Origin of the sequence: Stenotrophomonas sp. GD04054 (genome assembly GCF_029836955.1) — a bacterium.
Classification (GTDB): Bacteria; Pseudomonadota; Gammaproteobacteria; order Xanthomonadales; family Xanthomonadaceae; genus Stenotrophomonas; species Stenotrophomonas maltophilia_A.
On the sequence record NZ_JAOECR010000050.1, the window covers coordinates 16016 to 35890 of the forward strand.

The window sequence follows — 19875 nt, forward strand, 5'->3', positions numbered from 1 at the left end:
CAGAACAGCCCGGGACCATAGCCGCTGGGGGCGGAAGGGGCAACGGCCGATGGTTGGGGGCGTCGTGCACGGTAGTGCCGGCCGCTGGCCGGCAAGCCACGCAACTCGGGAGATACGGTGCAGTTGCCGGCCAGCGGCCGGCACTACCGCATCGTTACTTCTCCCGCCGCCAGTTGATCGACCCACGGTTTTCCACCGTGCTCGATTCCACTTCCACGTCGAAGCCGCGGCGCAGCAGGTACTTCAGCGTGATCACCGAACCGGCACCGACCAGCGACACGCCGTAACCGACGTACAGCTTGGGCGAGATGTACTTGCCGACGCCGATCACCGAGCCACCCAGCGCGCGCGACTGGCTCACGCCGGCATCGTCCAGGCCCAGCTTGGCACCCAGCTGCGAGGCCAGCAGGCCGCTGCCGGCCGACAATGCCGCCGAGGCCGCATTGACCTGCTGCGTCTGGTCGCTGCTGGCGCCGGTCAGGCTGCGTCCCAGCACCAGATAAGCCAGGGCTTCGGACTGCGACATTGCCGGATCGGACCACACGTCCGCACGCGGCTGCTGCGCACGCCCGGTCACGTCGATACCCGCGGTGACATCACCGATCCGGCGCTCGGCGCGGATGTTGATGCGCGGGTCGGACACCGCGTTGTAGTTCCAGGTGAGGTTGCCGCGGGTGATGGTCAGGTCCTGCCCGTACGCCTTGTAGCGGCCACTCACTTCCAGCCCGCCATTGGCGGTCATCTCGCGGCCAGGCTTGGCCCAGACCTGCATCTTGCCGGTCAGCGCGCCCTTCAGGCCGAAGCCGGTCATCTTCACCTTGTCACCGAGGCTGACGGTCAGCTCCATATCCAGCGGCGAGGTACGCGACTCTTCCGGATCGGCCGGGTCGAGCACCACCACGTCTTCGGACACCGAGGTGCCGCGGTCCAGGCGCTCCAGATCGATGTCGGCCTCGGGCACGTGCACGGTGCCACGCAGCTCCATCGCGGCCTTGGCCAGGGTGAAGTCGAGGTTGGGATTGGCGACGATGCGCAGCTCGCTGGTGTTGGACAGCAGCACGTTGTCGCCGTGGATCTTCAACTGCAGCGGCTGTGCATCGCCGAACCACGACAGGCCACCATCCACGTACAGCGTGCCCTGGCCGGAGTTGGCCTGCGCGGTGATCTTGGCCGAACCGTCGGGCTGGGCCACGAAGCTGCCCTTGCCCTGGTCGAAGGTCAGGCCCAGTGCCGGGAATTCACCCTTGAAGTTGCTCAGCTGCGCGTCACCGCCCAGCGACGGCTGGCCACGCGTGCCGCGCAGGCTGACGTGGCCTTCGATCAGGCCGGTCGGTCGCACGATGTCCGGCGAGAACAGCTCCAGCCAGTACAGCCGCGACATGTTGAGATAGAGCTCGCCGTTCAACGGCGCGCTGGCTTCCCAACCGGTCTGCATCCTGGCATCGACGAAGCCGTTGCCCTGGAAGCCCATGCCCAGGTAGCCCTTGATGCTGGCCGGGGTCATGTCGAGCTTGAGCGAGAACTGGTCGTAGCGCACCAGCTCGCCACGGGTGGTGTCCCCCACGGCATTGCGGTTCTCACCCAGGCGCACGCCGCCTTCCTTCGAGCGCACTTCCACATGGCCTTCCCAGGCGTTGCCGCGCGGGCGGATCTGCGCATCCAGGCTGACATCGCCACGCAGGTAGATGCGACGGCCGGACTGCGGCGGCAACCACGGCTGCACCAGCGCCAGTGGCAGCGCATCACTGCGCACCACCAGGCCTTCGCGCGGCCAGTTGGCCTGTGCGCACAGTGTGCCGCTGCTGGCGGCGGCCAGGCAGGCTTCGCCCAGCGTGTAGTTGCTGCCGTTGATCGCGAACGCCGCCGGTGCACGCAGCGACCAGGCATCGCCCTTCACCGGTGCGATGCGCAGCGCGGCCAGCTCGCCGCGCCACTGCGCGCCCTGCTGGCGCACGCTGCCCTGCAGCTCGATCGCGCCCATCTCGTTGCGGGTCTGCGCGGCCAGGCGCAGGTTGGAGACACTGCCCTGCGCATCCACATTCAAGCGTTCCAGCAGCATGCCGGCATTGACCTGCTGGCCCTGGATCGCCAGCGTGCCGCTGTCGCCGCGCCACGGCAGGTGGCCCTTGATGCTCACGCTCTCGGCGCCGTAGCCGTCCCAGTTGAGGTTGTTGCCGACCAGGTCGGCGGTGATGTCCGGCGCATCGCGCGGGCCCTTCACCTGTACCTGGCCACGCAGGCCGCCATCGGCGCCCGGCAGCAGGTCACTCAGCTGCAGCGGTTCGAAACGCGCATCGATGTCGAGGCGGTCACCGACCTTGCCCGAAGCGGTCACCCGGCTGCTGCCCAGCGACAGCTTCAGGTCACCCTGGCCCTGCGCGCCCTGCAGCGCGAACTTGCCCTGCGCGTCCAGGTTGCGCTGACGCAGCACGCCCTTCAACGACGGCAGATCGACCGTGGCTTCCAACGTGCCGGCGGTACCCGGCGGTGCGTTTGCCGGCGGCGGCAGCTGGCGCCCCTTGGAGGCCAGGTTGCCGGACAGGCGGCCATTCCAGCCCGGCACGAAATAGCCGGGGTCGAAGTCCTTCAGCATGGCCTTGGCATCCCAGTCCAGCTGCGGTGCCCACGCCACCTGGCCTTCCACCTGCAGCTGGCCACCCGGGGTCTGCGCCTGCAGCTGATGGATCGACGCGGCCTGATCGTTGCCGCGCACATCGAAGTGCAGCTGTGCCTTCTGCGCGTCGCGCTCGACCTCGGCGCGGCCGATCGCCGCCCAGGCCTTCAGGGTACCGGCCAGGCCGAAGCGCGCTTCCTTCAAGGTGACCGGCACCGGGGCGCTGCCGGCGGTGTTCGGGTCCGCCGCTGGCACGTAGGTCAGGTCATGTGCGACCACCGAGAAGTTGAGCTTCTGCTGGTCTTCCTGGCTGAAATCGGCGGTGCCTTCCAGCCGCGCCTCACCGCCAAGACCCTTCACCAGCAGCGGTGAGACTTTCAGCACCTGGTCCTGCAGCGACACCACCGACGGTGCCAGTTCCAGTTCCTGATCGCCCTGTTTCACCTTGCCACGCAGGTTGGCGTTGCCGCCCTTGCCGGCGGCGGTGAAATCCAGTGCCAGCGGCGCGATCGCCGAGCTGGCCAGTGCCGGCGACAGCAGCGCCAGATCCAGCTCGTCACTGCGGATGCTGGCGCTCCAGCTCGGATCGGTGCGGCCATCGAACACCAGCATCGCGTGCAGCGGCTTCGGCGCGCGCCCGGCTACGGCCACTTCCATGTGCGACAGGTCACCGCGGGCGACCAGGCCGACGGTGGCGGCCGTGCGGCCACGCGGCGCCGGCAGCACCGCGGTGACGGTCACATCGGTGTCGTAGTCCTTGGCCGGGATGTAACGACCCTGGGCGGTGAAATTGCCCATGTCGCTGTCCACCACCAGTTTGTGTGCCTGGAACTCGCCATTGGCGATCTCGATGCCGCCGCGCACGCGACTGATGTCGATCACCGGCTCGTTGGCCTGGCTGATGCGGAAGCCGTCGATGGCGATGGCATCGGCCTGGATCGCCAACGGCATTTCGATCTGCGGCAGCGAATCGGGCCACGACGGCAGCTTGAACGGCTCGTCACTCTTGGCCAGGTTCAACGTCGCGTTGGTCAGCTCCAGCTTGTCCAGCAGCAGCTTGCGGCCCAGCAGCGGGCGCAGGTCCGGCTCCAGATGGGCGCGCTCGGCGTGGAAATGGATGTCGTCGTAGCGGAAGTCGACGTTGTACAGGGTCAGCGGACCGGCCACCGGGCCGTCCACCTTGTCCCAGGTGAAGCTGGCGCCCACCGGCAGCCGTGCCACCACCTGCGCCAGCAGCACGTCACGCCCGGCCACGGTCTGCAGCAACCAGTACACCGCCAGCAGGGCCAGCAGCACCAGGCCCAGCACGCCCACACCGGACCAGGCCCAGAAGCGGCGGCGGCGGTAGAAGCGCACGCGCGGCGGCGTGGTCGGGTTCGGAGTGGGTGCGGGCGTACTCACAGGTCCGCTCCGATATTGAGGTACAGCTGGAACTGCGAATCCGGGTTGTTCAAGCCATGCGCGATATCCACGCGCACCGGGCCCACCGGCGATTTCCAGCGCACGCCGAAGCCGACGCCGGTATGCAGATCGATGGTGTTGTCGAAGGCGCTGCCGGTATCGACGAACACCGCCGCACCCCAAGGGCCACCATTGAAATAGTGCTCGTACTCGGCCGAGCCGATCACCAGGTTCTTGGCGCCCAGCGCGTACTTGTCCGGTGCCGGGGTCCGCGGGCCCACCTCGCGATAGGCATAGCCGCGGATGCTGCGGTCACCACCGGCGAAGTAGCGCAGGCTGGGCGGCATCGCCACCAGATCACTGGTCCAGGTGGTGCCACCCTCGCCGCGCAGGATCAGGCGGTTGCTTTCGCCCACCGGGATGTACCAGCGCAGCACGGCATTGGCCTGCACGAAGCTGGTGTCCGAACCGGCACCTTCAACGCCGGCACGCATCGTCGCAGTACCGCTGATGCCCTTGCGCGGGAACAGTTCGTCATCGACGTTGACGTAGTCGGCGACCATCTGCGGGTACACCAGCGTCGACGTGTTGTAGACCGCGTCGGTGAATTCGGTGCCGGAGGCATAGCGCCAGCGCTCGCGCAGCGCGTTGATCGAGGCGATCGCGGTCCAGTGTTCGTTGATCTCGCCGCTGCGGCTGGCGATCAGCTTGAAGTTGCGCAGGTCGATATAGTCGGTCTGCTCGTCGTAGGCGCTGGCAGCGAAGGTGTACCAGCCATCAAGCCAGTTGAAGGCCGGAATGCGGTAGCTGGTGACCAGGCTCTTGCGCTTCTGCGCATAGTCCAGCTGCGTGTTCATCTTGTGGCCGCGGTTGTTCAGCCACCGCCGTTCGATGCCACCGCGCACACCCGGGCCACTTTCGCTGCCGTAGCTCAGACCCGCGGTGTAGATGGTGCGCTTGGCACGGGTCAGCTTCACATCCACCGGCACTTCGCCGTTCGCATCGGCCTGGTCGGGCCGCGGCTGGATGTCAATCACGCTGAAGTAGTCCAGCTTGGTCAGCGACTCGCGCAGCCGGTCCAGCTTGCCCTCGTGGAAGTAGCTGCCCTGTTCCCAGTACACCAGCGGATCGAACAGCTTGTCGACGAAGTAGTCCTGCTCGAAACGCACCGGTCCCATGTTGTAGCGGCGGCCGCTGTCCCAGGTCAGGTCGATGTCGGCGGCGTTGTCGGCACGGGTGATCTGCACCTGGCGCTGGGTGTAGTCGGCATCGAAATAGCCACGTTCGGCCAGGCGGCGGGTGACGGTGATCTTGCTGGCTTCGTACTGCGTATGTTCGAAACGCTGGCCCTTGCGCGGCTTGAACGCGGCCAGATCGTCCTGCAGGTACTGGTCGTACATCGCCGGTCCGGTGATGTCGATGTGCTCGCGGCGGACGGTCACCGGGGTGCCCTTGTCGACATGGATCAGCACGCGCACGTGCTCGTCCTCGCGCGGCGCCTCGACCTTGATCACCGGGTTGTAGTACCCGAACGGTTCCAGTGCCTGGCGGGTCTGCCGCTCGGCCTGTGACAGCAGGTACTCCAGGCGCGATTCGCCCTGTTCCTTTCCGATCGTGTCGTACAGCGACAGCGATTCCTGGATGTTCTCGATGATTGCGGCGTCGTCGCCCTTGTCCAATCCCTTGATGTCCACCTTGTCGATGGTGCCGCGCGCGTGGGCCACGGAGGTGGCGGCCAGCGACAGGACCATCAGCGGCAGGGCGTATTTCTTTGGCTGCATGCGGCACAGCATACCGACCGAAGGTGACGATGCGAAATGCATCACGTCATTCGGGATCGGTTGTTAAGTGGCGGTCAAAATACGCGCCTTTGTGGCGATCGTCGTGATCGCAGCCGAGGATGCCGGCATCGTGCGCGATGCCGGCAATGACCCCGATGGACATCCGCCAGCGGTGATCCGGTAGTGCCGGCCGCTGGCCGGCAACCCACAGACCGATCCGATGCGCGGTGGCAATGCCGGCCAGCGGCCGGCACTACCGATACGGGCGTCAGCTCGACAGATGCTCGATCGCTGCCACCTTGCCCAGGCGCTCGCCCAGCATCGTCAGCAGCGCCAGGCGGTTGCCACGCAGCGCCGGATCCTCGGCATTGACCATCACACCATCGAAGAACGCGTCGACCTGCGGGCGCAGGCGTGCCAGGCGCGCCAGCACAGCCACATAGTCCTTGTGCTGCAGGCTGGCGCCGGTGTCGTCGATGGCCGCGGTGACCGCTTCAGCCAGCGCGCGCTCGGCGTCTTCCTGCAGCAGCGCCGGGTCGATCTGGGCCGGGATGTCGCCTTCGGCCTTGCGGAGGATGTTGCGGATGCGCTTGTTGGCCGCAGCCAGCGCCTCGGCTTCCGGCAGCGCGGCGAAGGTGCCGATCGCATCCAGGCGGCGGTCGAAGTCGTACAGCGAGGCCGGCTTCAGCTCGGCGACGGCGTTGAAGTGCGTGGCCGGCACGCCCTTGTCGGCGTAGTAGCCCTTCAGGCGGTCGAGGATGAAGTCGTACAGCTCGCCGACATCGGCCTGCACGCTGCGTGCGGCCAGGCCAGCGTTGGCGCTGGCCAGCAGCGCGCGCAGGTCCAGCTCGAAGCCGCTTTCGATGATCGTGCGGGCCAGGCCCAGCGCGTTGCGGCGCAGGGCGAACGGGTCCTTGTTGCCGGTCGGCTTCAGGCCCGCGGCGAAGCCACCGGCCAGCGTGTCGACACGTTCAGCAATCGCCAGCACCTTGCCCAGCGGCGACAGCGCGATGTCGTCACCGCCGAAGCGCGGCTGGTAGGCCTCGTCGATGGCCAGCGCCACTTCTTCCGGTTCGCCACCGGCCACGGCGTAGTGGCGGCCGGCGATGCCCTGCAGCTCCGGGAACTCGTTGACCATGCGCGACTGCAGGTCGTTCTTGGCCAGTTCGGCGGCACGCCTGGCCTGCGCAGCGTCGGCGCCGACCTGGGGGGCGATCACTTCGGCCAGAGCGGCCACGCGCGCAACCTTGTCGGCCACGCTGCCCAGCTTGGCCTGGTAGGTCACCGTTTTCAGGCCGTCGCCCATCGACACCAGGCCCTGCTTCAGGTCCTCGTCGAAGAAGAACTTGGCATCAGCGAAGCGCGGGCGGATCACGCGCTCATAGCCCTTGGCCACTTCGGCCACGTCCTTCGATTCGATGTTGGCGATGCCGATGAACTTCTCGGTCAGGGTGCCAGCGGCATCCAGCACCGGGAAGAACTTCTGGTTGATCTCCATCGTCTCGATCAGCGCTTCCTGCGGCACCGCCAGGAACGCACGTTCGAAGCTGCACAGCACTGCCGACGGCCATTCGACCAGGTTCACCACCTGTTCCAGATTGTCGTCGGTGATGCGGGCGCTGCCACCGGCCTTGGCCGCAGCGGCCTCGACCTCGGCGACGATGCGCGCGCGGCGCTCGCTCGGGTCGACCAGCACGAACGCGGCACGCAGGGCTTCAACATAATCCTGCGGCTGGGCCAGCGACACCGCCTGGTCGTGGTGGAAACGATGGCCACGGCTGACGCGGCCGGCCTGCAGGCCGAACAGCTCGGCCTCGACCACGTTGGCACCGTGCAGCAGCACCAGCCAATGCGCCGGGCGCGCGAAGCCCCAGGCGTGGTCGCCCCAGCGCATCGGCTTGGGAATCGGCATCGCCGCAATCGCGTCGCGCAGGATCTCCGGCAGCAGGCTGGCGGTGCTCGCGCCCGGGGTCACCGCGCGGTGCACGAAGCGCTCACCCTTGTTGTCGGTGGTCTTTTCCAGCGCGGTCCAGTCGATCCCGGCCTTGGCGGCGAAGCCCTGCAGGGCCTTGGTCGGCTGGCCTTCGGCGTCCAGCGCGATGTTCAGGTACGGGCCCAGCACTTCGCTGTGCTGTTCCGGCTGCTCCAGGCCGACGCCCGGCAGCAGCACGGCCAGGCGGCGCGGGGTCGACAGCGGGCGCGCATCGCCCAGTTCCAGCGCGACGCCGCGCTTGCGCAGGCCTTCGACGACACCGTCGAAGAACGCCTGGGCCAGGCCCGGCAGCGCCTTGACCGGCAGCTCCTCGGTGCCCAGTTCGATCAGCAGGGGGGACAGTTGGCTCATCGGTTCGATCCTGTGGTGGGGGCGCAGCGCGCAACGCGTCCGGCGCCCCGGGTAGTGGGTGAAAAGCGGGTCGGTGCAGGAAGGCGGTCAGGCCTTCTTCGCACCCGGGAAGCCCAGCTTCTCGCGCTGCTCGTAGTACGCCTTGGCCACCGCCTGGGCCAGCGCGCGCACGCGCAGGATGTAGCGCTGGCGCTCGGTCACGCTGATCGCGCGGCGCGCATCCAGCAGGTTGAAGGTGTGGCTGGCCTTCATCACCTGCTCGTAGGCCGGCAGCGGCAGGTTCACTTCCACCAGCTTCTGCGCTTCGCGTTCGCAGGCGTCGAAACGGTGGAACATCTCTTCCACGTCGGCGTATTCGAAGTTGTAGGTGCTCTGCTCCACCTCGTTCTGGTGGTAGACGTCGCCGTAGGTCACCGGCTGGCCGTCCGGGCCGTAGGTCCAGACCAGGTCGTAGACGTTGTCGCAGTTCTGCAGGTACATGCACAGGCGCTCGAGACCATAGGTGATCTCGCCCAGCACCGGGCGGCACTCCAGGCCACCGGCCTGCTGGAAGTAGGTGAACTGGGTCACCTCCATGCCGTTGAGCCAGACTTCCCAGCCCAGGCCCCAGGCGCCCAGCGTCGGCGATTCCCAGTTGTCCTCGACGAAGCGCAGGTCGTGCACCAGCGGATCGATGCCCAGTGCCTTCAGCGAATCCAGGTACAGCTGCTGGATGTTGTCCGGCGCCGGCTTCATCGCCACCTGGTACTGGTAGTAGCGCTGCAAACGGTTCGGGTTCTCGCCGTAGCGGCCGTCGGTCGGGCGGCGCGAGGGCTGCACGTAGGCCGCGTTCCAGCTCTCCGGACCGATCGCACGCAGGAAGGTGGCCGGGTGGAAGGTACCGGCGCCCACCTCCAGGTCGAGCGGCTGGATGAGCACGCAGCCCTGCTGGGCCCAGAACTGGTTCAGGGTCTGGATCAGGCCCTGGAAGGTGATCGGAACGGTCGGGGTCGCGGACATGCGTACGAGTCTTGGCCGGCAAGGGGGTGCGCTAGTATAACGGCCGACCTGCGGGGCATTCCGTACCCGGGAGGAGCAGGCAGATGGAACATCGGCTGCCGGTGGGCACGCCCGGCGAGGCTGGCGGCGTACCGCTGCCGTGGGGTCGCCTGCAGTTCGAGCAGATTGCCGCGGCCCTGATCGCCGATGGCCTGGTGGCCGAGCAGGACCGCGAGCGCATGCGCTTTTCCGCGCAGGGCGCGCGCAATGCCAGTGAAGTGCACCCGCTGGTGCTGCTGTCCAACCTCAAGCTGGCCGCCAACGGCGGTGGCGAACTGACCCTGGAGCGCCTCACCGAGTGGCTGGCGCAGCGCACCGGTAGCCGCTACCTGCGCATCGACCCGACCCGGGTCGACGTCGCCGCGGTCACCGCGCTGGTCTCCCATGCCTACGCGCGCCGCCACCGTTTCCTGCCGTTGGCGGTGGATGCCGAGCGCGTGCTGGTGGCCACCAGCGAGCCACTGGTGCAGGAATGGCGCCGCGACCTGCAGCACCTGACCCGCCGCCGCATCGAGCTGGCGGTGGTCAACCCGCTGGACCTGCACCGCTACACCATGGAGTTCTACGGGGTGACCCGCTCGGTGCGCGGCGCCCGTGGCGACGTGCGCGGCGAGGCCAGCACCACCCTGCCCAGCTTCGAACAGCTGGTGGAGCTGGGCCGCACCGGCGACGTCAATGCCGACGACCAGCACATCGTGCATATCGTGGACTGGCTGCTGCAGTACGCCTACGAGCAGCGCGCCTCGGACATTCACCTGGAGCCGCGCCGCGAAATGGGGCGCATGCGCTTCCGCATCGACGGCGTGCTGCACAAGGTGTTCGAGGTACCGCCGGCGGTGATGACCGCGGTGGTCAGCCGCATCAAGGTGCTCGGCCGCATGGACCTGGCCGAACGCCGGCGCCCGCAGGATGGCCGCATCAAGACCCGTTCGCCGGGCGGCCGCGAGGTCGAGATGCGTCTGTCGACCATGCCCACCGCCTTCGGCGAGAAGTGCGTGATGCGCATCTTCGACCCGGATGCCGCCTTCAAGAGCATCGACCAGCTCGGTTTCAGCCCGCAGGAGGCGGCGGGCTGGAATGCACTGGTCGAACGCCCGCACGGCATCGTGCTGGTAACCGGCCCGACCGGCTCGGGCAAGACCACCACCCTGTATTCCACGCTGAAGCGCCTGGCCACGCCGGACGTGAACGTGTGCACGGTGGAGGACCCGATCGAGATGATCGCGCCCGAGTTCAACCAGATGCAGGTGCAGACCAACATCGACCTGGATTTCGCCAGCGGCGTGCGCACGCTGCTGCGGCAGGACCCGGACATCATCATGATCGGCGAGATCCGCGACCTGGAAACCGCGCAGATGGCGGTGCAGGCCTCGCTGACCGGCCATCTGGTGCTGTCCACCCTGCATACCAACGATGCGCCCTCGGCGGTCACCCGCCTGCTCGACCTCGGCGTGCCGCACTACCTGCTGGCCAGCACCCTCAACGGCATCCTCGCCCAGCGCCTGGTGCGCACGCTGTGCCCGCACTGCAAGCAGCCGCACAGCCTCGGCGCCGCCGACTGGGCGGTGCTGGCTGATAGCCATGCCGCATATCCAGACGCCGCCACGCCCTGTCGGCCGGTCGGTTGCCTGGAGTGCCGGCGCACCGGATTCCTCGGCCGCATCGGCCTGTATGAGTTGCTGCCATTGGGCTCGCGGCTGCGCGGGCAGATCCGCGCCGACATGGATCTGGCCGGTTTCAGCCGGGCTGCGCGGGCTGAAGGGCTGCGAACCCTGCGCCAGGCCGGGCTTGAAAAGGTGGCGCAGGGGCTGACTACAATCGAGGAAGTCCTGTCAGTGCTGCCGCCCCCGGATGAACCCAGCCCCGTTCCTGATCCTTGAAACCGGCCGCCCGGTACCGTCGCTGCGCCGCTACGGGCGCTTTCCGCACTGGATCCGCGTCGCCGCCGGGCTGGAAGAGCACGAGACGGTGGTGGTCGATGTCGAACACGGTGGCGCCCTGCCCGACCCACATGCCTTCGCCGGCGTGCTGGTGACCGGTTCGGCCGCCTTCGTCACCGACCACGCCGAGTGGAGTGAGCGCAGCGCCGCATGGCTGCGCCAGACCGCCCACGACGACCTGCCGGTATTCGGCATCTGCTATGGCCACCAGCTGCTGGCGCACGCGCTGGGTGGCGAGGTGGCCTACAACCCGGCCGGCCGCGAGTCCGGCACGATCGAGCTGGAACTGCAGCCGCAGGCCGCGCAGGACCCGTTGTTCCAGGGCCTGCCGCAGCATTTCGCCGCCCACGCCACCCACCTGCAGACGGTGCTGCGCGCGCCGGAAGGTGCCGAAGTGCTGGCACGCTCGCCGCTGGACGGCTGCCACGCCTTCCGCTGGGGCCGCCAGGCGTGGGGCGTGCAGTTCCATCCGGAATTCGCCACCCACCACATGCGCGGCTACGTGCGCGCCCGCGCCGACTGCATCGGCCGCCACGGCGGCTGCGCCCGCAGCATCGAGCGCGCGGTCAGCGCCGCACCACTGGCCCGCCAGCTGTTGCGCCGCTTCGTCCGCCAGGCGCGGCTGTCTTCAGCCCAGCCGGTGGCAAAACAGGGATAATCGGCGGCACGGGCAGCCGCCCGGCCCCCTCCTGTCCTTCCCGGATGTCCATGAAAGAGATTCGCAAGCTGCCGGCCTCGGCGGGCGCCCAGTGGTTGCTGGATACGTTCTCCCTGTACCGGCGTGCGCCGCTGCAGCTGGCCCGGATCGGCCTGACCTGGCTGCTGGTGAGCTGGGTGGTGACCCTGCTGTCGACGCTGATTCCCGGTGCCGCCGGCATGGCCGTGCAGCTGATGACCCTGGCCATTTCGCCGATCATGTTCGGCGGCATGCTGTATGCCGTGGGCGAGATCGACGAAGGCCGCCCGGGCCTGGCCTCGCATCTGCTGCAGCCGATCCGCGACCACCGCGTCAGCCACCTGCTGGTGCCGCTGGCGATCCAGGTGCTGGCGGTGCTGCTGCTGGGCGCACTGTTGTTCATGATGATCGGCCGCGAGGGCTTCACCGCCTTCAGCGAGGTCATGACCAAGATGGAAGAAATCAGCCGCAGCGGCCAGCAGATCAAGCCGGACGACGCGGCCGCGCTGGTCGCCAACCTGCCGGCCAAGCGCATCGCGCTGTGGATGCTGCTGGTGTTCCTGAGCGCGGTGGCGCTGTCGCTGGCGATGTTCACCCAGCCGGCGCTGGTGGTGTTCGACAAGCAGAGCGGCATGCATGCGCTGCGCCTGAGCCTGCAGGGCTGCATCGAGAACATCGGCGCGATGTTCGTGTTCGCCGCGCTCGGCCTGATCGCCGCGTTCTGCATGTACATCCTGTTCGTGATCGTGATCCAGGTCGCGATGCTGATCGGTGGCCCGCTGGCTGCGGCCTTCATCGCCCAGCTGGTGCTGACCACGGTGCTGATGCCGCTGTATGTCGGCGCGGTCTACGCCGCGTGGAAGCAGATGTTCGTGCATCGCGGCAGCCGCGCGGCCCCACCGATCCCGACCACGCCGACCTCAAGCGACGTGTTCCACGCCTGACGGAAAAAGGGGACGGAGGGGATTAAGTCGTTTATGCCCAGTGTGTGCAGCTAACGACTTAATCCCCTCCGTCCCCTTTTTTTCTTTCAGGCGGCGGGTTTCTTCACTACCGACGACGGCACCAGCCAGCGTGCGGCGTGGATGCCCAGCTCGTAGAGCAGGCACATCGGGATCGCCAGCATCAGCTGCGAGACCACGTCCGGTGGGGTCAGCACCGCCGCCACCACGAAGATGCCGACGATCGCGTAACCGCGGCCTTCCTTGAACTGCTGCGGCGTCACCCAGCCCAGCAGCACCAGGATCACCATCGCCACCGGCAGTTCGAAACTGCCGCCGAAGGCAAAGAAGATCGCCAGCACGAAATCCAGGTAGGCGTTCGCATCCGGGGTGATCGCGATCACGTCCGGGCTGAAGGTGGTGAGGAAGTGGAATACCGCCGGCAGCACCAGGAAGTAGGCAAAGGCACAGCCGGCGTAGAACAGCAGCACCGACGACACCAGCAACGGCACCGCCAGGCGCTTCTCGCGCGCATACAGGCCCGGGGCAACGAACGCCCACAGCTGGTACAGCAGCCACGGCACCGCCACGAACAGGGCCACGAAGAAAGTCAGCTTCAGCGGGGCGAAGAACGCACCGGCCGGGTTGGTGGCGATCATCGTCTGCCCGTTCGGCAGCTGCGAGACCAGCGGTTCGGCCAGCGCGTTGTACAGCTTCTGGGTAAACGGCAGCAGCGCCAGCAGCACCACGCCCAGGCCCAGCAATGCGCGCACCAGGCGGCCGCGCAGTTCCACCAGATGTTCGACCAGCGAGCTTTCGCCGAAATCCTGTTCACTCATGGCTGGCGCTCCGGGCTGCTCTGCGGCGGCGGCGCACCGGCATCAGGGGGTGTCGCCGGCGTCGGCTCGGGAGCAACGCTCTCCTGTGCCGGCGCATCGGCGTCGGGCACGGCGTTCATGTACGGCGGAAGATCTGCGGGCGCCGGCGCGCGTACTTCCTGCGCCAGCGTATCGCCCTGCTGCTGGGCCTCCTGCGCTTCGCGACGGATCGCTTCACCGCTGGCACGCAACTGGTTCTCGGTGTCCTGCATGCCCTGGCGCACGTCCTGCATCTGCCGCTTGATGTCCTCGGCCTGCAGTTCGCGCTCCAGTTCCTGTTTCACCGAATCCCACTGATTACGGGCACGTCGCACCCACAGGCCGGCGAAGCGGGCCGCCTTGGGCAGGCGCTCGGGACCGAGCACCACCAGGGCGACCACTGCAATCACCAGCAGCTCGCTGAAGCCGATATCAAACACCGCGACCGCTCCGGATCAGCGAGCGTTACGGTCGTGCTCGTCCTGCGCGGCGCGCGAGGCGTCCTGGCTGCGCGATTCATCGCCCAGCTGCGCGTTCGGCTTGTCCTCGTCGCGCATGCCCTTCTTGAATTCCTTGACCGCCGAACCGAGATCCTTGGCGCCACTGGTCAGGCGCTTGGTGCCGAACACCAGCAGGACGATGGCCAGCACGACCAACCAATGCCAGATGCTGAAACTGCCCATAAAGACGCTCGTTACGTTAGTGATCAGGCTGTCGAGCATAGCGCACCGGGTGTTAGCCGGCGCGCGTGACGAAAGTCAGTTTCCGCCCAGCGTTTCCGTGCGGATTTCGCCGTCGTTGACCGGCTGGAAGCCCTGCTGCTGCGGCGGCGGGTTCTGCGGCACGTTCTGCAGCGGTGCGGTAGTGGCTTCGGCCGGGGTGGCCGGCGCTGCCTGAACAGGCGCCGGAGCAACCGTCGGAGCCGCTGCCGGGCGCGGCGCGCTACCGCCGTTGCCGCTGCGGTTGTTGCGCGCGGCGTAGGTGGCCTCTTCCAGGCGGTCGCGGAACGTCACCACATCCATCGACGGCGAACCGGCGGCGCGGCCTTCGAAGATCATGCGCGGCGTGGTGTTGCTGCCGTAGGCGTCCAGATTGGCGGCATCGTCGATCTGCAGCACCGCACCATCCAGGGCGACACCGGCGAACAGGCCGCGGGCGCGCGACCAGGACCAGATCTCGGCCTTCAGCTGACCGTCGGTGGCGGCGGCGGCATTGCGGCCGACCGGGCCGGCGGCGACACCCGCATCGGCGCCCAGCGTGAACTTGCCGTTGACCAGGTTGTCCAGGCTCCGGTCGTTGCGGAACACCAGCACCACATCGGAGGACTGCACGCCGGCCTGGAAGCCGATACTGCCGCCGGTGAGCTTCACGAACACCGGGTTGGACCAGGCACCGTTGGGCATGCGCACGGACATCAGGCCGTGGCCACGACGACCGCCAATGACCAGACCGGCCTTGATCGTGTCGGGAATGACGATGACCGCGCGGCCTTCGTCGAGCAATTTGTCCGGAATGCCCTGTTCAGGGATTTCCTGGATTTCAGCCAGCACGCGCACGGCATTGCGGGCACGCTGGTCTTCCTGCGGTCCGGCCATGGCCTGGCTGGACAGCAGGCTGGCGGCGATCAGCAGGGCTTGGATCGGGCGACGCATGGCAGGCTCCAGAAGTCAGTCCATAGGAAGATATAGCAAGTGACTGAAATTAGTAGTGTTGTCATGAATCCCCAATGAGCGTTCCCTGCTCACATTGATGCGCGCTATGCCTGCAATCCGAACCCTGCATCCCGGCGCGGCACCGGATCGGCGACAATACCGCTCATGCTCGACGCACCCGATACCGCCGTGCTGGCGGTCAACCTAGGCACGCCCGAGACGCCGACGGCCCCCGCCGTACGCCGTTACCTGGCTGAATTCCTGTCCGACCCCCGCGTGGTCTCGATCCCGGCACTGCTGTGGCAGCCGTTGCTGCGCGGACTGATCCTGCCGCTGCGCAGCAGCCGTTCAGCGGCCAAGTACGCCCAGGTCTGGCTGCCGGAGGGCTCTCCGCTGATGGTGCATACGCGCCAGCTGGCGCAGGCCATGCAAGCGCTGTTGCCGACCCTGACGGTGCGCCATGCAATGCGCTATGGCGAACCGGCGCTGGCCAGCGAACTCGACCGGCTGGCGGCCGACGGTGCGCGCCGCATCGTGGTGCTGCCGCTGTACCCGCAGTACTCCACCACCACCACCGCCTCGGTCGAAGACCGCGTCGATGCCTGGCAGCGCCGCAATCCGGGCGTGACCGTGAGCCTGGTACACGACTATTCGGTCGATCCGGGCTGGGTCGACGCCGTTGCCGGCTCGATCCGCCGCTACTGGGAACAGCACGGTCGTGGCCAGAAACTGATGTTCTCCTTCCACGGCATTCCGCAGCGCCTGGCCGATGCCGGCGATCCGTATCCGCAGCGCTGCGAGGCCAGTGCGCAGGCCATCGCCAAGGCGCTGGAGCTGGGCAGGGACGACTGGCAGATGGGCTATCAGTCGCGCTTCGGCCGCGAGCGCTGGCTGCAGCCGTATGCCGAGCCCAGCCTGTGGGCGCTGGCCGAATCCGGCGTGAAGCAGATCGACGTGGTGTGCCCGGGCTTCGCCACCGACTGTCTGGAGACGCTGGAAGAAGTGGCACTGGGCTTCACCGAAACACTGGCCGAGCGCGGCGCGACGATGCGCTACATCCCCTGCCTCAACGCCGAACCGGAGCACGCGCGTGCGCTGGCACGGCTGGCCGTGGCGTCACTGGCATGAGCCTGCAGCCGTTTGAACTCGAGGTCGGTGGCGCGCGCGTCGCCGGCCTGCGCAACTACGGTGATGGCCCACGCGTGCTGGCCCTGCATGGCTGGCTCGACAACGCGGCCAGCTTCGTGCCGCTGGCGCCGCACCTGTCGTCGTTGCAGCTGGTGGCCATCGACCTGCCCGGCCACGGCCACAGCGCGCATCTGCCGGCCGGTGCCAGCTACACCACGGCCGCCGCCATCTGTCACGTACTCGACGTCGCCGACGCGCTGGGCTGGGACCGTTTCAGCCTGCTTGGCCATTCGATGGGCGCCGGCATCGCCAGCCTCACCGCCTCGGTCAGCGACCGTGTCGAACGGCTGGTGGTGATCGAAGCACTCGGCGGCCTGCGTGGTCCTGAGGAAGAAACCGCCAACCGCCTGCGCGAGCATGTGAATGCCACGCGCGCACTGGCACGCAAGCAGCTGCGCGTGTTCCCCGACCTCGCCGCGCCGATCCGCGCGCGGATGATGACCAACCAGCTCAGCGAGCGCTGTGCACGGCTGCTGGTCGAGCGCGGCGTGGAGGCGGTCGAAGGTGGTTACCGCTGGTGCAGCGACCCGCGCCTGATGCTGCCCACTGCGATCCGCCTCAGCGAAGGCCAGATCGACAACCTGCTGCAGGCCATCGCCTGCCCGACGCAGGTGATCTACGCCACACCGGCGCAGTCGTACTATCCCGAGCCGATGCGCAGCGATCGCCTGCAGCACCTGCGCGATGGCCGTCTGGCGGTGTTTCCCGGCAACCATCACCTGCACATGGAAGACCCGGAACAGATCGCGGGCGTGATCCTGCACTTCTTCAGCAACGGCAACGCCGGCTGAGCAAACGTAGCCGCGCGCTTCACTCCGCGCGTTTGCGGCCGATACATCAGTTGCGGGCCCCTGCGTCCGCAGCACGCAGGTCCGGTCGGGCCTGCGGCGTGTGTCTGGTTCTGCAAGGAAGTCCGCATGCCCGCTCTGCTGCACCGTCACCCACAGGATGTGGCCACGGTGTCCCGTCTCCGCGTCGCTGATCGCGCCGCATTCCCCGAATTCCCGGCTCGCGCCCTGCTCACGCACTCCTGCGTGTGCCGCGGCGTGGCTGTTGTCGTTTGCTGATCCAGGAGTCGCCGATGTCCGTTGCATCCTCCCGTCCCCCCGATACCGCCCGCATGCCGCATCTGCAGCAGCTCGCGCGCCGCGCTGACCGTCGACTGCTGATCGGCAGCGCGGCGTTGGCTGTGGCTGGCCTCGTGCTGGCCCTGCGTGGGCCCCACGTACCGGGCGCTGCGTTGGCCGCGGCCGCCGTACTGCCCGCCCTCTGGCTGGCCGGTCCACAGGCGGGCCGGGCCGTCGCCCGCAATGGCCTGGCATTGCTGTTGTCGCTGCAGCTGGCCTTGTTGTGCGCGATCGTCAGCCTGTCACCGGCATTGCCGATTGCGCTGTTGCTGGGCGTGCTGCTCAGCCACCGCGATCGCCTGCCGGTATGGCTGGTCGGTGGTGTTGGCACCCTCGCCCTGCTGGTACCGCTGCTGCACGGCGCAGCCGTGGGACCGACGTTGCTGCAGGCGGGCCTGTTCGCCAGCCTGACCGTGTTCCTCGGCCAGGTCGCGCTGCGCCTGCGCCAGCAGACCGAGGCGCTTGGCCACGGCCCGCGCCGCCTGGCGGCACTGGCGCGCGATATCGCGACGGGCACCGATCTGAGCGCACATGCAGATACTGCGGCCTATGCACCAGGTTCGCTGGCCCATGCGCTGGCCGATACCGCCCGCCACGTACAGGCGCAGCGTGGGCGCGAGGCTGAAGCGCATGCCGAGAATGCGCAGATCCGCCAGGCGCTCGATGCCTCGCGCACCGCGATGATGATTGCCGACAACGACCACGTGATCCGCTACGTGAACCGCTCGGTGGTGGCCCTGCTGCGCAACCAGCAGGCAACGTTGCGACAGGCCTTCCCCGACTTCGATGCCGAGCGCCTGGTCGGCAGCAGCATCCACCGCTTCCACGCCAACCCGGACCGCATCCGCGCGATCCTCAATGGCCTGCAGGTCACGCACAACGGCAAGGTCCAGATCGGCCCGGTGCACTTCGCGCAGGTGGTCACCCCGGTGTTCGATGCGCAGGGCGTGCGCCTGGGCTTCGCCGTGGAATGGCATGACCGCACCCATGAACTCGCGCTGGAAAACGCCGTGGCCGGCATCGTCGCAGCGGCAGCGGCCGGTGATCTCGACCAGCGCCTGCAGGCCACTGAAGGTGCCAGTTTCCTCGATGGGCTGACCGGTGGCATCAACCAGCTGCTCGATACGCTCGGCAGCACCGTCAACGAAGTGCGGCAGATGCTCTCGGCACTGGCCAATGGCGATCTGGACCGGCGCATGCACGGCGAGTATCACGGTGCTTTCGCTGCCATCCAGCGCGATGCGAATGCCACGGCCGGTCAGTTGGCACGCATGGTCGGTCGCATCCAGGAATGTGCGGCGTCGATCAGTACCGCCGCCAGCGAGATTGCCGCCGGCAACGGCGCGTTGTCCGAGCGCAGCGAGCGCCAGGCCGCGCACCTGCAGGAGACCGCAGCATCGATGGAGGAACTCACCGCCACCGTGCGCCAGAACGCCGCTCATGCCCGTCAGGCCAGTGAGCTGGCGGCGTCTACGCAGAGCGCGGCGAGTGACGGCAACACCGCCATGCAGCGCGTGGTCGATACCATGCAGGCAATTGAAGGTGCATCGAAGCGCATCGGCGATATCACCGGCGTGATCGACGGCATTGCCTTCCAGACCAATATCCTGGCCTTGAACGCAGCCGTGGAGGCGGCACGCGCCGGCGAACAGGGCCGAGGCTTCGCGGTCGTGGCCAGCGAGGTGCGGGTACTGGCGCAGCGCTCTGCGGCGGCGGCCCAGGAGATCAAGAAGCTGATCGACGAAGCCGGCCGCCAGGTGGGTGAGGGTGCCCAGCTGGTAGCTGACGCCGGCCAACGCATGCAGGGCATTGTTGGCGGCGTGGAGGATGTCAGCCACCTGATGCGCGAGATTTCCGCGGCGTCGCAGGAGCAGTCGATCGGCATTGAGCAGATCAACCAGACCGTAGTGCAGATGGATCAGGCCACACAGCAGAATGCCGCGCTGGTGGAAGAAGCTACCGCCGCCGCACGCGAGCTGCAGAGCCAGGCCGGCACACTGACCGAAGCGGTTTCGGTGTTCCGCCAGCAGGAACCGCACGAGGTCTCGCAGGCCGCCTGATCCGGGCCTTCAGTTCGATCCTGATCAAGACGGCGCCCGCAGGGCGCCGTCATTTTGTTGCGTAGGCCTTGCTGCCAGTAGCTGCCAACCTTGGTTGGCGCCGTGGTTCCTCACGGGGGGCATCCACGCATGGCGTGGATCTACTGTGGGTCCGCATGCCCTCGGTAGACGCCAACCTTGGTTGGCGCTGTGGCTACCCGCGGAGAATATCCGCGTATGGCCTGGATCTAACGGGCGATGTAACGCCATCGGGTTG

General features: G+C 67.7%; 14 protein-coding genes. 6 read left to right on the plus strand and 8 right to left on the minus strand.

Features of this window, described 5'->3' with window-relative positions:
• Positions 1-154: 154 nt before the first annotated feature.
• The 4 genes from N7573_RS18320 to glyQ all read right to left on the minus strand — a co-directional run bounded on the left by N7573_RS18320 (position 155) and on the right by glyQ (position 9139).
• Entirely contained in the window at positions 155-4015 is a 3861-nt protein-coding gene (locus tag N7573_RS18320; protein ID WP_279912487.1) for a translocation/assembly module TamB, read from the minus strand.
• Positions 4012-5808, minus strand: coding sequence for an autotransporter assembly complex family protein (locus tag N7573_RS18325; protein WP_080291770.1), 1797 nt, complete (start codon positions 5806-5808; stop codon positions 4012-4014). The genes N7573_RS18320 and N7573_RS18325 overlap by 4 nt, the downstream gene beginning before the upstream one ends.
• 256 nt (positions 5809-6064) lie before the next feature.
• Positions 6065-8140, minus strand: a complete 2076-nt coding sequence (gene glyS, locus N7573_RS18330; protein ID WP_279912488.1) for a glycine--tRNA ligase subunit beta — start codon at positions 8138-8140, stop codon at positions 6065-6067.
• 87 nt (positions 8141-8227) lie between these two features.
• Positions 8228-9139 (minus strand): glycine--tRNA ligase subunit alpha, encoded by a 912-nt coding sequence (glyQ, locus tag N7573_RS18335; protein WP_006403404.1) that lies wholly within the window; start codon positions 9137-9139, stop codon positions 8228-8230.
• A gap of 83 nt (positions 9140-9222) precedes the next feature.
• Between glyQ and N7573_RS18340 the strand changes: the two genes are divergently transcribed.
• From N7573_RS18340 to N7573_RS18350, 3 genes are read left to right on the plus strand one after another with little or no spacing between them, the layout of a single operon-like run.
• Positions 9223-11058, plus strand: a complete 1836-nt coding sequence (locus tag N7573_RS18340) for a GspE/PulE family protein (protein ID WP_106469549.1) — start codon at positions 9223-9225, stop codon at positions 11056-11058.
• Complete coding sequence (locus N7573_RS18345; protein WP_032128456.1) at positions 11030-11776, plus strand: glutamine amidotransferase; 747 nt, start codon at positions 11030-11032, stop codon at positions 11774-11776. Before N7573_RS18340 ends, N7573_RS18345 begins: the two co-directional genes overlap by 29 nt.
• Positions 11777-11826: 50 nt before the next feature.
• On the plus strand, positions 11827-12738 hold the full coding sequence (locus N7573_RS18350; protein ID WP_012512520.1) for a BPSS1780 family membrane protein: 912 nt from the start codon (positions 11827-11829) through the stop codon (positions 12736-12738).
• Between the two features lie 86 nt (positions 12739-12824).
• Here the strand turns inward: N7573_RS18350 and tatC are convergent, their stop codons facing one another.
• The 4 genes from tatC to N7573_RS18370 all read right to left on the minus strand — a co-directional run bounded on the left by tatC (position 12825) and on the right by N7573_RS18370 (position 15244).
• A complete protein-coding gene (tatC, locus tag N7573_RS18355) occupies positions 12825-13574 on the minus strand; it encodes a twin-arginine translocase subunit TatC (RefSeq protein ID WP_032128455.1) in 750 nt (249 codons plus the stop codon).
• Complete coding sequence (tatB, locus tag N7573_RS18360; RefSeq protein ID WP_253145845.1) at positions 13571-14032, minus strand: Sec-independent protein translocase protein TatB; 462 nt, start codon at positions 14030-14032, stop codon at positions 13571-13573. Before tatB ends, tatC begins: the two co-directional genes overlap by 4 nt.
• A 15-nt stretch (positions 14033-14047) precedes the next feature.
• Positions 14048-14275: a Sec-independent protein translocase subunit TatA gene (tatA, locus tag N7573_RS18365; protein ID WP_032128453.1), complete on the minus strand. Its 228-nt coding sequence runs from the start codon at positions 14273-14275 to the stop codon at positions 14048-14050.
• A gap of 75 nt (positions 14276-14350) precedes the next feature.
• Entirely contained in the window at positions 14351-15244 is an 894-nt protein-coding gene (locus N7573_RS18370) for a YSC84-related protein (RefSeq protein ID WP_279912489.1), read from the minus strand.
• A 165-nt stretch (positions 15245-15409) separates the two neighbouring features.
• Here N7573_RS18370 and hemH point away from each other — a divergent pair, with 165 nt between their 5' ends.
• The 3 genes from hemH (at position 15410) to N7573_RS18385 (ending at position 19619) form a co-directional block, all read left to right on the plus strand.
• Positions 15410-16372: a ferrochelatase gene (gene hemH, locus N7573_RS18375; protein ID WP_279912490.1), complete on the plus strand. Its 963-nt coding sequence runs from the start codon at positions 15410-15412 to the stop codon at positions 16370-16372.
• A complete protein-coding gene (locus tag N7573_RS18380) occupies positions 16369-17223 on the plus strand; it encodes an alpha/beta hydrolase (protein ID WP_279912491.1) in 855 nt (284 codons plus the stop codon). Before hemH ends, N7573_RS18380 begins: the two co-directional genes overlap by 4 nt.
• A 290-nt stretch (positions 17224-17513) precedes the next feature.
• Complete coding sequence (locus N7573_RS18385) at positions 17514-19619, plus strand: methyl-accepting chemotaxis protein (RefSeq protein WP_279912492.1); 2106 nt, start codon at positions 17514-17516, stop codon at positions 19617-19619.
• Positions 19620-19875: the final 256 nt, after the last annotated feature.

Bases quoted from the DNA above. Each gene is read 5' to 3' on its own strand.
- N7573_RS18325 (WP_080291770.1), bottom strand. From the start codon at position 5,808: ATGCTGTGCCGCATGCAGCCAAAGAAATACGCCCTGCCGCTGATGGTC.
- glyS (WP_279912488.1), bottom strand. From the start codon at position 8,140: ATGAGCCAACTGTCCCCCCTGCTGATCGAACTGGGCACCGAGGAGCTG.
- glyQ (WP_006403404.1), bottom strand. From the start codon at position 9,139: ATGTCCGCGACCCCGACCGTTCCGATCACCTTCCAGGGCCTGATCCAG.
- N7573_RS18340 (WP_106469549.1), top strand. From the start codon at position 9,223: ATGGAACATCGGCTGCCGGTGGGCACGCCCGGCGAGGCTGGCGGCGTA.
- N7573_RS18345 (WP_032128456.1), top strand. From the start codon at position 11,030: ATGAACCCAGCCCCGTTCCTGATCCTTGAAACCGGCCGCCCGGTACCG.
- N7573_RS18350 (WP_012512520.1), top strand. From the start codon at position 11,827: ATGAAAGAGATTCGCAAGCTGCCGGCCTCGGCGGGCGCCCAGTGGTTG.
- tatC (WP_032128455.1), bottom strand. From the start codon at position 13,574: ATGAGTGAACAGGATTTCGGCGAAAGCTCGCTGGTCGAACATCTGGTG.
- tatA (WP_032128453.1), bottom strand. From the start codon at position 14,275: ATGGGCAGTTTCAGCATCTGGCATTGGTTGGTCGTGCTGGCCATCGTC.
- N7573_RS18370 (WP_279912489.1), bottom strand. From the start codon at position 15,244: ATGCGTCGCCCGATCCAAGCCCTGCTGATCGCCGCCAGCCTGCTGTCC.
- hemH (WP_279912490.1), top strand. From the start codon at position 15,410: ATGCTCGACGCACCCGATACCGCCGTGCTGGCGGTCAACCTAGGCACG.
- N7573_RS18380 (WP_279912491.1), top strand. From the start codon at position 16,369: ATGAGCCTGCAGCCGTTTGAACTCGAGGTCGGTGGCGCGCGCGTCGCC.
- N7573_RS18385 (WP_279912492.1), top strand. From the start codon at position 17,514: ATGTCCGTTGCATCCTCCCGTCCCCCCGATACCGCCCGCATGCCGCAT.